The sequence below is a fragment of the Pseudodesulfovibrio hydrargyri genome, from assembly GCF_001874525.1.
GTDB classification, from domain to species: domain Bacteria; phylum Desulfobacterota; class Desulfovibrionia; order Desulfovibrionales; family Desulfovibrionaceae; genus Pseudodesulfovibrio; species Pseudodesulfovibrio hydrargyri.
The window spans coordinates 357203-369132 of the sequence record NZ_LKAQ01000001.1; the positions used below are offsets into that span (position 1 = coordinate 357203).

General features: G+C 63.1%; 12 protein-coding genes. All 12 read right to left on the reverse strand.

Going from position 1 to position 11930, the window contains the following annotated elements; all coding sequences use genetic code 11:
- Window positions 1-2: 2 nt before the first annotated feature.
- Window positions 3-806, reverse strand: coding sequence for a 4Fe-4S binding protein (locus tag BerOc1_RS01760; protein WP_071544007.1), 804 nt, complete (start codon window positions 804-806; stop codon window positions 3-5).
- A gap of 312 nt (window positions 807-1118) precedes the next feature.
- Window positions 1119-2576 (reverse strand): NADH-quinone oxidoreductase subunit N, encoded by a 1458-nt coding sequence (locus BerOc1_RS01765; RefSeq protein ID WP_071544008.1) that lies wholly within the window; start codon window positions 2574-2576, stop codon window positions 1119-1121.
- A 12-nt stretch (window positions 2577-2588) separates the two neighbouring features.
- Complete coding sequence (locus BerOc1_RS01770; RefSeq protein WP_071544009.1) at window positions 2589-4124, reverse strand: complex I subunit 4 family protein; 1536 nt, start codon at window positions 4122-4124, stop codon at window positions 2589-2591.
- A gap of 23 nt (window positions 4125-4147) precedes the next feature.
- A complete protein-coding gene (locus tag BerOc1_RS01775; protein ID WP_071544010.1) occupies window positions 4148-5947 on the reverse strand; it encodes a Na(+)/H(+) antiporter subunit D in 1800 nt (599 codons plus the stop codon).
- The gene (locus BerOc1_RS01780) at window positions 5937-6200 is read right to left on the reverse strand and encodes a hypothetical protein (RefSeq protein WP_071544011.1); all 264 of its coding nucleotides are present in this window, start codon (window positions 6198-6200) and stop codon (window positions 5937-5939) included. The genes BerOc1_RS01775 and BerOc1_RS01780 overlap by 11 nt, the downstream gene beginning before the upstream one ends.
- Window positions 6201-6210: 10 nt before the next feature.
- Window positions 6211-7755: a monovalent cation/H+ antiporter subunit D family protein gene (locus tag BerOc1_RS01785; protein WP_071544012.1), complete on the reverse strand. Its 1545-nt coding sequence runs from the start codon at window positions 7753-7755 to the stop codon at window positions 6211-6213.
- A 5-nt stretch (window positions 7756-7760) separates the two neighbouring features.
- Window positions 7761-8069 carry an NADH-quinone oxidoreductase subunit NuoK gene (gene nuoK / locus BerOc1_RS01790; RefSeq protein ID WP_071544013.1) on the reverse strand — a complete coding sequence of 103 codons (309 nt, stop codon included), beginning with the start codon at window positions 8067-8069 and terminating at the stop codon, window positions 7761-7763.
- Window positions 8069-8593, reverse strand: coding sequence for an NADH-quinone oxidoreductase subunit J family protein (locus BerOc1_RS01795; RefSeq protein ID WP_071544014.1), 525 nt, complete (start codon window positions 8591-8593; stop codon window positions 8069-8071). Before BerOc1_RS01795 ends, nuoK begins: the two co-directional genes overlap by 1 nt.
- Window position 8594: 1 nt before the next feature.
- A complete protein-coding gene (locus BerOc1_RS01800; RefSeq protein ID WP_071544015.1) occupies window positions 8595-9182 on the reverse strand; it encodes a 4Fe-4S binding protein in 588 nt (195 codons plus the stop codon).
- A gap of 10 nt (window positions 9183-9192) precedes the next feature.
- Window positions 9193-10176, reverse strand: coding sequence for an NADH-quinone oxidoreductase subunit NuoH (gene nuoH / locus BerOc1_RS01805; RefSeq protein WP_071544016.1), 984 nt, complete (start codon window positions 10174-10176; stop codon window positions 9193-9195).
- Window positions 10177-10185: 9 nt separating this feature from the next.
- Window positions 10186-11358, reverse strand: a complete 1173-nt coding sequence (locus BerOc1_RS01810) for an NADH-quinone oxidoreductase subunit D (RefSeq protein ID WP_071544017.1) — start codon at window positions 11356-11358, stop codon at window positions 10186-10188.
- A 42-nt stretch (window positions 11359-11400) separates the two neighbouring features.
- Window positions 11401-11928, reverse strand: a complete 528-nt coding sequence (locus BerOc1_RS01815; RefSeq protein WP_071544018.1) for an NADH-quinone oxidoreductase subunit C — start codon at window positions 11926-11928, stop codon at window positions 11401-11403.
- Between the last annotated feature and the right edge of the window lie 2 nt (window positions 11929-11930).

The following is an 11930-nucleotide window of genomic DNA, read 5'->3' on the forward strand; positions in this document are numbered from 1 at the left end:
TATTAAAGGAAGTAGGCTGGCTCCTTGCGCTCGGCGCAATTCCCGTTCAGCCACTTGGCGAAGCCCTCCACCGGGCTGCCGGATTTGGCGCTGCGGGCGTGCTCGGGGCAGACCTTGATGCAGGCGCAGCACATGATGCACTTTTCCGGATCCGTGCTCTTGAAATCCGCCTCGTCGATGGCCCCGACCGGACACTGCTCGGCGCAGACGCCGCACAGGACGCACTCTTCGCCTACGCTGATGAAGTCCACCGGGCCGCGCGGAGTGCGCTCCTTGTAGGGACGATCGCCGGGGATGGCGGGCTTGGGAGCCTCGTCGATATCGGCGAGCGCGTCCAGGGCCTGGCGCACCTTTCGCCCGAAGTCCTCGGCCCCACGCAGGTCGTCCGCGTCGGGCCGGGCCACGGCCACGGGATACTTGTCGCTCGAAAAGGAATGTTCGCCGATGAAGGCCGCGCCGCCCAGGACCACCCCGCCCTGCCCGGTGACGATGTCGGCCAACTCGATCAGGGCGTCCTCAAAGGCGCGGTTGCCGAACACGACCACACAGACCACGGGCGTTCCGTCCAGTTGCAGGCTGCGCAGCCACGGCTCGAGGAGAAGGGGAATGCGCCCGCCGTAGACCGGCACGGCGACCACCAGCAGTTCGTCGGCCGAGGCGTGCAGCGGTTCCTGCCGCGCCTGCGGCATGGTGATGTCCGCGTCCTCGGCCACGTCGTACCCCAGCCCCTCGGCAATGGCTTCGACAATGGCTGCGGTGGTTCCGGTGGGAGAAAAATAGGCCAGTTTCAACGATCGGATATCCATGGCAATCTTCCTGTGCGTGTTGGAGTGAATAGGCAAAAGGGCCAAGCGGACCGCGTCCCTCCACACGCTCCAGACAGCAACCGTATCCGCCGTTTGCTACTATTTCTTTCTAAACCGCCCTCCCGCCCCGGTCAAACACATCCCACAAAAAAGACAAGCATTACCCCGCAAAGCGGCCCAAAAAGTTTAGGAAGGGGGATGGGGATGGGGGTTCGGGGGAAGGGGAAGAGGGAAACCCTTCCCCCGGCCGTCGGAGACAAAAAAGGGCGGAAGCACCGCTTCCGCCCTTTTTATTGGTTTATGCAGCCTGTCCTAGTGCCCGCCGCCCGCGAAGGTGACGGTGATGCCGTACAGGGTCTTGCCCGCGTTGATGGCGAAGTTGAACAGGGGCGCCGGGACCATGCCGATGACCAGCACGGCGGCGGCGAGCATGCCCGCGCCCGCGGAGGCGAACCAGCCGTTGTCCGGCGGAGCCGCATGGCTCGGCGCGGACTCTTCGGTGAAGGCGTGCCGGAACAGGGACAGGTAGTAGTAGATGGCGATGGCCGAGTTGACCACCAGGGTGATGACCAGCCAGTTGTAGCCGTGATCCCAGGCCGAGGTGATCAGGAAGAACTTGCCCATGAAGCCCATGGTCGGCGGCAGACCGACCAGGGCGAAGGCGCCGGCGGCCAGCGAAAACGCCAGGACCGGGGCCTTCTTGTACAGGCCGTTCAGATCGGACAGCTTGAGGTTGCGGCCGTCCGAGGCCACGCGGCTGACGATCCAGAACACGAGCAGGTTCATGACCAGGTAGGCCATGCCGTAGAAGGCGGCCGCGCCGATGCCCTCGGGCGTGCCCGAGACCAGGCCGACCATGATGTAGCCCGCGTGGGCCACGGACGAGAAACCGAGCAAGCGCTTGATGTCCGTCTGGGCCAGGGCCGACAGGTTGCCGAAGGTCATGGACAGCGCGCCGAGCACCGCCAGGATGGTGGTGATCTCCAGGCCGGGCTTGAGCAGCACGGCCAGGCGGCACAGGACCACGATGGCACCCATCTTGGGCATGGTCGCCACGAACGCGGCGGTCTCGTTGCTGGCGCCCTGGTAGACGTCCGGGCACCAGAAGTGGAACGGGAACAGGGCCAGCTTGAAGAACATGCCGCCCAAAAAGAGCGACAGCCCGACAACGGCCATGGGCTGGTCGGCAAAGGACCAGGGCTTGTTCATGAGCTCGGCGATGTAGGTCGTGTGCTGGGTGGCCATGATGTAGGACAGGCCGTACAGGGCCAGGGCCGTGGCGACCGCACCGAACATGATGTACTTGATGCCCGCCTCGGCCGCGCCCTTGTCCTTGGCACGCAGCGGAATAACCGCGTACATGGAGTAGGAGGCCAGCTCCAGGGCCAGGTAGATGGTGATCAGCTCCACGGAGGAGGCGAGCATCATCAACCCCAGGGTGGAGAAGCCGAGCAGCATATAGTAGTCCGCCCGCTTGCCCTCCGCCAAGGTCGGCTGGCGCGAGGCGTTGAGCACGACCACGTAGAAGCCGAAGGTGATGACGATCTTGAAGAACTGGGACATGAGGTCCACTTTGTAGACGTCCCAGAACATGGCCCCATGCAGATGGAAGCCGGTGATGGTCACGAAGAACGCGGCGCAGGCGCCGAACGGCAGCCATTTCTCAACCGGCGGTTTCCACTCCCTGCTGCCCAGCGACTGGACCAGAAGGGCCAGCACCATACACAGGAAGAACAGTTCCGGGACAAGCGCAGTGATGTTGAAGTTCACGTCGTAAGCCCCCTATTCCTTTTCCGCCAGCAGACTGTGGATGTCCGCGGCGGCTGTTTGCATAGGCTGCTCGGCTTCCACGGCGGCGACCTTGCGCTGGTCGAAGTCGTTGAGCAGCTTGTTGACGGACGGATCGATGACCTTGAAGAAGCCGGTGGGCGCCAGGCCGATCCAGAGCACGAACACGGCCGGGATGGTCAGATAGATCCACTCCCGAGCGTTCAGATCGCGCCAGGCCTTGGCCGTACTGGGCTTGCCCCAGGCCATCTTCAGCGACACGCGGAACATGTAGGCCGCGCCCAGCAGCGCGCCGGGCACCAGGAACATGCCGATAAACGGGGAGTCCTGGAAGGCGCCGATGAAGACCAGGATTTCACCCACGAACCCGTTGGTCCCGGGGAATCCGAAGGAGGCCAGGGCCATCAGGCCCCAGAAGAACATGAAGGCGGGCAGGTACTTGCCCAGGCCCATGTTCTTGGAGATCTCGCGGCTGTGGCTGCGCTCGTAGACCGCGCCGATCATCATGAACAGCGCGCCGGTGACGATGCCGTGGTTGAGCATCTGGAAGAGCGCGCCTTCCACGCCGCGCTGGTTGAACAGGAAGATGCCCAGCGTCACGAAGCCCATGTGGCCCACCGAGGAGTAGGCGACCAGCTTCTTGATGTCGGACTGTCCCAGGGCGATCGCTCCGCCGTACAGGATGGACACGATGGAAATCGCGATCATCATGGGGGCGAAGTATTCGCTGGCCGCCGGGGTGAGCGGCAGGCAGAAACGCAGGAACCCGTAGGTGCCCATCTTCAGCAGCACGGCCGCCAGGATGACGGAACCGGCCGAGGGCGCCTGCACGTGGGCCGCTGGCAGCCAGGTGTGGAACGGGAACATGGGCACCTTGATGGCAAAGGCGAGAGCCATGGCCAGAAACGCCCAGAACTGGAAGCGGAAGCTGAAGTTCATCTGCATCAGGTCCGGAATGGAGAAGGTGCCGCCCGTGACCCGGAAGGCCACGATGGCCGCCAGGAGCAAGGTGGACCCCGCCAGGGTGTACAGGAAGAACTTGAGCGACGCGTACTTGCGGTCGTCGCCGCCCCAGACCGCGATGAGCAGGTACATGGGGATGAGCATGGCTTCCCAGAAGACGTAGAACAGGACCAGGTCCAGGGCGCAGAACACGCCGAGCACCGAGGATGTCATGAACAGCAGGCAGAAGTGGAATTCCTTCTCCCGCTTGCCGATGTAGGTCCAGGAGCACATGACGCACAGCGGCAGGACCGCGATGGTCAGAAGGACCATGAGTATGCTGATGCCGTCCACGCCGAGGTAGTACTGCAGGCCCCACTGGTGGACCCAGTCCAGCTTCTCGACGAACTGGAAGTCAGCGTTCAGTTTGAAGCCCATGAGCGGCACAGCCAGCAGACACTCGATGAGGGACACCGCCATGGTGTAGTACCTCACCACCTGCGGGGCCCGCAGGAAGAAGAGTCCGCACGCCGCGATGAGCGGGAATGCGATCAATATCGTGAGTACCGGATATCCGAAGTCCAAAATGAGCTCTCCTTAGATTGTCCGGCTTAGCCGAAGTACCATACCAGGGCGAAGATGCCCAAGCCGAGAACGGCGGCCAGCGCCAGGTAGTCCTGCAGGTTGGCCGTCTGGACCTTGGCCCCCGCCCTGCCGATGTTCCTGACGGTGTAGGCGCTGCCGTCCACCACCGTGTCGATGCCCTTCTTGTCGAACCAGGAAGTGCCTCTCCCCATACCGATGAGCGACCGCAGGCCGACGGTCCGGTAGACCTCGGTCCAGACGTCGTCAACCTTGGCCGAGGGCCAGCAGACGGCCTTCATGGTCACCTTGCCGATGAGGCGGTAAAACCAGTCGAAGTCCAGGTTGAGCGCCTTGTGCGGCGTGATGATGTAGCGGGTCAGGTAGAAGGCCAGGCCCGAAAAGCCGAGCAGCAGCCCCGCGTTGAGAACCTTGTCGATGGTCCAGGGGTGGAAGGGATGCTCCTCCACCACCATGGGCAGGTACTTGTAGAGCATGTGGGGATAGACGCCCTGCGCGATGCACAAAAGGCCGCAGATGCCCATGCCGATGTACATGTTCACGGGCAGGGGCTTGACCTCGCCCGTGAATTCCTTCTTGCGCCCCCAGAACGCGAAGTACGGGAGCTTGATGCCCACCGAGATGAACGTACCGACCGCCGCGATCTCCATGCCCAGGGCGAGGAAGGTGCGATGATGTTCGGCCGCGCCCGCGATGGTCATGGTCTTCGAGATGAAACCGTTGAACAGCGGCATGCCGGAGATGGACAGGGCCGCGACCATGTACCAGACCATGACCCAGGGCAGCTTGGTGACCAGGCCGCCGAGTTCGTCCAGCTTGGCCGTGCCGACCGAGTACAGGATCGCGCCGGTGCCCATGAAGAGCAGACCCTTGTAAAGAATATGGGCGTAGGCGTGGGCCACGGCGCCGTTGATGGTCATTGCCGTGCCGATGCCGATGCCCGCGACCATGTACCCCACCTGGGAGACGATGTGGTAGGACAGGATGCGCCGGGCGTTGTTTTCGATGCACGCGTAAAGGACTCCGTAGACCGCCATGAAGGTACCGGCGATGGCCAGGACCTCCCAGCCGGCGAAGCCCCGGCAGAGCACGTAGACCGCGGTCTTGGTGGTGAAGGCGCACATGTACACCGCACCGGCCACGGACGCGCGCGGGTAGGCGTCGGGCAGCCAGGCGTGCAGGGGCACGACCGCGGCGTTGACGCAGAAGCCGGTCAGGATCAGCCAATCGTAGAGATGGGCCTCGGCCGGATTGACGAGGTCGAAGGCGAAGCCGCCCGTGGCCTTGTATTTCAGCAGCAGGCCGCCCAGCAGGAACAGGCCGCCCACCGTGTGGTACAGGAAGTAGCGGAAACCGGCGTGCACGGATTCCTTGGTCCTGGCCTGCCAGATGAGGAAGGTCGAGCCGATGGACATCAGCTCCCAGAACAGGAAGACCGTCAGCAGGTCGCCCGCGAACACGCAGCCGAATCCGCCCGCCACGTAGAGCGAGGCGCAGACGTAGTGCCCTTTGTCCTCCACGTGCATGCCGTAGATGCAGCCGATGAAGGATATGATGGCGAAGACCTGGCCGAAGACGATGGACAGTTTGTCCACGCGCCCGAAGGTCAGGGCCTGATCAAGGTAGTGCAGCACCCCGTAGGAGCCCGGCTCCACCGTGAAGATGGAGTACAGGGCGATGAGCGGCGGAATGATCGCCAGCGCGCCCCGCAAGGCCTTGTTCTTCCACAGGCCCAGCGGCATCAGGGGCACCAGCAGGGCGAGCAGGAGGAAACCCGCCGCGGGGTGGATGAAGGTATCAATCCCCATAGTAGTCCTCCTTGCGGGCGATGAACGGCTGGACGATCTTCTTCATGACGATGACCATGGCCAGCCCGACGACAAGGCCGAATCCGGCGAAGAACCCGGGGTACTTGTCGAGACCGAAGTGCGGATGATGCGTGACGAACGGGATGTTGAGCAGCACGAGCACGCCCAGCACGACGAAGAAGATGGTCCTCCACGTCTTCCAGTTGTCTCTCCATTTGGCGAGGATCTCGCCCAATCCATTTTGTTGACTCATATATACCCCCCTAGAACTTGCCGAGAACGTTGACGAAGTTCAGGAATGTCTGCGGATACAGACCCAAGAACACCGAGATGAAGGCCGTGATGCACAGCGGGATCACCATGGTCAGGGACGGCTCGTTGTACTGGCCGATATTGGCCTCGGGCCGGGGCTTCTTGAAGAAGGCCCTGTAGGTGATGGGCACGAAGTAGCCCGCGTTGAGCGCGGTGGACAACAGCAGCGCGCACAACAGCGGCCACTGGTGCGCGTCCAGCGTGCCGTTGACCAGGTACCATTTGGAGACGAAACCGCAGACCGGCGGCATGCCGATCATGGACAGGGAGGCGATACCGAATGCCCCGAAGGTCAGCGGCATGCGCCGGCCCAGTCCGTCCATGAGGCTGATCTTCTTCAGGTGGCAGGCGACGTAGATGGCGCCCGCCGCCATGAACAGCGTGATCTTGGAGAAGGCGTGGTGGGCGATGTGCATCACCCCGCCCTGCACGCTCGAATCGACCAGCATGGTCACGCCGAGCACGATGTAGGAGAGCTGGGCCACGGTCGAGTAGGCCAGCCGCGCCTTGATGTCGTCCTTGGTCAGGGCGATGAACGAGGCCACCGTCAGGGTGAAGGCCGCTATGTACGCCGTGCCCAGGCCGATGGACAGATCGCCGAGCCAGGAGCCGGGCGAGCCGATAAAGACCTGGCTCATGGTCAGGGCCGCCGCGGTCTTGGTCCCGAAGGCCGAGAGCACGATGCGGCTGACGCAGAACACGCCCGCCTTGACGACCGCCACCGCGTGCAGCAAGGCCGAAACCGGGGTGGGCGCGACCATGGCCGAGGGCAGCCAGTTGTGGAACGGCATAAGCGCCGCCTTGCCGATGCCGAAGATGAACAGCCAGTAGGTCAGGGCGACCAGCCTGGGGTGTTCGGCTATGACCTGGGCCGAGAACATGCCGTGCTGGATGTCGGCCAGGTTGAAGTCGAGGTTGCCGACCAGCACGTAGGTCAGGACCATGGCGGGCAAAAGGAAGAGCTTGGAGGTACCCATCAGGTAGACGATGTACTTGCGGGCGCCGACCTTGGCCTCGTCGTCCTCGTGGTGGTAGACCAGCGGGTACGTGAACACGGTGATGACCTCGTAGAAGAGGTAGAGCGTGAACACGTTGGCCGACAGGGCCACGCCGATGGCGCCGAAGATGGCCACCGCGAAGCAGACGTAGTAACGGGTCTGCGCGTGCTCGTTCAGGCCGCGCATGTAGCCGATGTTGTAGCTGGTCACGAAGAACCAGAGGAACGGGGCGATCAGGGCGAAGACCATGGACAGCCCGTCAGCCGCAAAGGCAATGGTGATGCCCGGCAGGATGGTGGTTACGTGGTAGTAGAGGACCTGTCCGGCGAGGACTTTCGGCGCCATCCAGAGCACCGAGGTGAAGGTCAGGAACGCACCGATGAAGCTGATCGCCTCCCGCCGGTTCTCCTCCCCTCTACAGAGGTAGATGAAGAGCGGCGTGAGGAGCGTGAACACCACCGGCAGAAGAATGGGACTATATGTCGTTACACCTTCCATAATAGTTATTCCTTCAGAGTAGTGATGTCACTGGATTTGGCGGATTTGAAACGTCTCGCAACCACCACGACCATGGCCAGGACCAGCGTGGCTTCGGCTGCGGCCAGCCCCATGACGAACAGGGTGCCGAGCTGTCCCAGGACCGCGCTGAAGTCGGTCAGCTGCGCGGCCGCCACCATGGACAGCCCCGCGCCGTTGAGCATCAGCTCCACCGAGATCAGCATGCCGACGAGGCTCCTGCGCTGGGTCAGGCCGAACAGGCCCGCGCACAGGAGGATCAGGGCGACGATTTGATAGAGGGTCAGTGCGCTCATTACCTGTCCCCTCCATTCTTGGCGCCCCGCTTTTCCCAGACCAGCAGGACGGCGCCGGACATGGCGACCATCAGGATGACCGAGATCAGCTCGAAGGGCAGGAAGTAGGAACCGAGCAGTCCGTCGCCGAGCTGCTTGATGGGCACTTCCACGGGCACGGCCACGGACGCGGCGGGCCGGGTCAGGACCAGCCAGCCCAGCAAGGCCGCCGGGGCCATGGTGGCCGCCAGTCCGTACAAATAGCGCTTCATGGGCGCCTTGTCGGATTCGTCGCCGCCCTGCTCCGCCCGGGTCAGCATGACCGCGAAGAAGATCAGGACGCTGACCGCGCCGATGTAGATGAGCAGTTGCATGAAGGCCATGAAGGGCGTCGCCAGGAGCAGGTACATCCCGGCCACGCCGATGAGCGTGGTGATCAGGCCGATGAGGGCGCGCACCAGGCTGCTGCTCGACACGGCGAGGACGGCCCCGCCCAGAATGACGAGCGTGTACACGCCGAATGCTATTTTTGCCAAGACTTCCATATTAGGCCTCCTTCTCCGCCGCGGCCGGGGCGGCCTCGGTCTTGGGGGCAGGCGCGGAAAGTTCCGTGGCCTGCTCCTTGAGCCGGGCGAGAAGATCGATTTTCATCTCTTTTCTGGAAGTCGCCACCCAATAGATGTTATTGGAGAATTTCAGCGACTTGGCCGGACAGTTGTCAATGCAGGTGCCGCACAGCGAACACAGGGTGTAGTCGTAGAGGAACTTGGCCGGGTTCTTGGGGGCCTTGGGCTTGACGACCTTTTCCCCCGCCTCCTCGGCCGCCTTCATGGCCTCTTCCTCCGCGGCGGTGAGCTTGGGAGGCTTGGACTTGACCACGGTGAGGCATTTGCTCGGGCAGTTGGTCACGCACATCATGCAGGAGATGCACTTGGGCGTGGCCGGATCCTTGGGCTTGCCGATGAGTTCGACGTGCCCGCCATATGTTTCCAGATTCTCGTCGTCGATGACCTGGCGCGGATAGTGGACCGTGATCAGGGGCTTGAAGAAGTACTTGCCCGTGATCTTCAGGCCCACGATCAGGGACCATGAGTCAAGGATCGGCTGAATGACCTTTTCTTTGAATTTACCCATTGCTACACCCCTACAGCTTCACGATCAGCGCGATGGCCAACAGGTTGAAGGTGGCCAGCGGCAGCAACCATTTCCAGTTGATGTTCAGCAGCTGGTCGAACCGGACGCGGGGGTAGGTCCAGCGAGCCCAGACCATGAGCGACAACAGGGCATACGTCTTGACGAGCATCCACCACCACCCGTCGATGCCGGGGATGGGGCCGTGGTAGCCGCCCAGGAACAGGACGGAGCAGACGGAGCACATGACGACCATGTAGCCGTATTCCGCCATGAAGAAGAGGCCGAAGCCCATGGAGGAATACTCGGTGTGGAATCCCGCGGTCAGCTCGGACTCGGCCTCGGCCAAGTCGAACGGGGCACGGTTGGTCTCGCCGAACATGGCGATGATGAAGACGAAGAAGGACAGGAAGGTGAACGGGTTCCTGAAGATGAACCAGTTCCATATGTAACCTTCCTGCATGGCCGTGATCTCGGTCAGGCTCAGGGTCCCGGTCATGAACGAGATGGCCAGCACGGTGAGCAGCAGCGGGATTTCATAAGCCACTGTCTGGGACACGGCTCGGGCCGCGCCGAGCACGCCCCACTTGTTGTTGGAGGCCCAGCCCGCCAGGATGACGGCCAGCCCGTTGAAGCTGGAGAAGGCCAGGATCAGCAGCAGGCCGAGATTGACGTCCATGCCGGTCAGCACCGGGCCGTACGGGATGGGCAGAAAGAGCAGCAGCACCGGCAGCATGGACAGAAGCGGGGCCAGCCAGTACAGGACCGCGTCCGCGTTGTCCGGGGTCAGGAGCTGCTTGCCCATGAGCTTCAGGCCGTCGATGAGCGGCTGGAGCACGCCGTGGGGGCCGACCTCGAAGGGGCCGGGGCGGCGCTGGATGTGGCCCGCGAACTTGCGCTCGCAATAGACCCACACCAGGGCGTTTATCCCCAGCCAGGCCATGGCGGCCACCGCCGCGATGATCAGGACTAACAGGTTCATTAAGAATGCGTTCATGAATTCCCCCTACCGGTCGATTTCAGGAATGATCAGGTCCAGGCTGCCCAGGATGGCCACGGCGTCCGCCAGGAGCGTGCCCGTGGCGGCCTCGGCGAAGGCGCTCAGGTTGGAGAACCCGGGCGCGCGCAGCTTGATGCGGTACGGCACCTTGCCGCCGTCGGACACGGCGTAGACGCCGATCTTGCCCCGGCCTCCCTCCACGTTGAAGTAGGCCTCGCCCGCCGGCGGCTTCATGGAGGGCTTGGGGGCCTTGTCCATGATGTGCTTGCCCTCGGCGGACGGGAGCTGCTCCAGGGCCTGCTCGATGATGCGCAGACTCTGCTCCATCTCGGCCAGGCGGACGTGGTAGCGCCCCGCTGAACAGCAGGTGTCGCTCGTGGGAATCTCGAAATCGAAACGGTCGTAGATCGAGTACGGCTCGTCCCTGCGCACGTCATAGGGGACGCCGGCGCCACGGAGCACGGGACCGGTACAGCCGTAGCGGCGGCACATGTCCTGGTCGATGATGCCGATGCCCTCGATGCGGCGGCGCAGGATGAGGTTCTCGGTGACGAGATCGCGGTACATGGGCAGTCTCTCGCGGAAGTGCGGGATGAACGCCTTGATCAGTTCGATACACTTGTCGTCGATGTCCATCTGCACGCCGCCGACGCGGAAGTTGCTGTAGGTCAGCCTGGAGGCCGACGGCCTCTGCAGGATGTCCAGGAGCATTTCACGATCGTCGAATGCGTACATGATGGGCGTGAACGCGCCGAGGTCGAGGATGTAGGCGCCCCACCACAGCAGGTGGGAGGCCAGGCGGTTGAGCTCGGTCATGATGACCCGCAGGTATTCCGCCCTTTCCGGGACCTCGATGCCCATCAGTTTTTCGACCGCGCCCACGTAGGCCCAGTTCCAGGCCATGGCGTGGCCGTAGTCGACGCGGCCCATGTTGGGGATGAATCCTCCCCAGGTCTGGGTCTCGCCCATTTTTTCATGCATGCGGTGCAGGTAGCCCAGCACGGGCTCGGCACGGACGATGTATTCGCCGTCCACCTCGATCACGATCCGCAAGACGCCGTGCGTCGACGGGTGTTGCGGACCCATGTTGATGATCAGGGTGCCGTCCTGCTTCCCGGCCTCGAACTTCTGGGTGTAGAAATCACCCTTCATTTGTTCCGTATTCTGGTAAGCCGACATACACTCTCAGTCCGGTGTTTGATACCGACCGGTCGCCCCGGCCTACGCGTCGGAGGCCTCCCCGGCCTCCGCTTCCGCAAACAACGCTTCCACTTCCGGGGAGCAGGACACGACTTCACCCAGGGAGAGCAAGTCCTTGACGGACTTGCGCACCTTGTCGGTCTTGCGCAGCGGGAAGAGATCCTTGTCCTCCACCGTCATGAGCAACGGCACGAGGTTGGGGTTGCCTTCGAACTCGACGCCGTGGAAGTCGCGGGTCTCCCGCTCGTGCCACTCGGCGCCGTCGAAGACGGACGTGATGGACGGGACCACGGGGTTGTCTCCGCCCACGAGGACGCGGAGGACAATCCGCTCGTTCGGAGTCCATCGGTTGAAATGATACTGCACCAGAAATCCCTCATCCACGTCCAGGGCGAGGATGTCCTCCAGGGAATAACCGGCCGTAAACAGCTTCCCGGCGGCCTTGAGAATCTGGCCGGGAGCCAGAAAGACCGACCAGGCGTGCCCCGTGGCCGCCGGATCCTGTTTCGCGACGCATTGGGTCGCCACTCCTTCCAAAGCCTGCAACATGG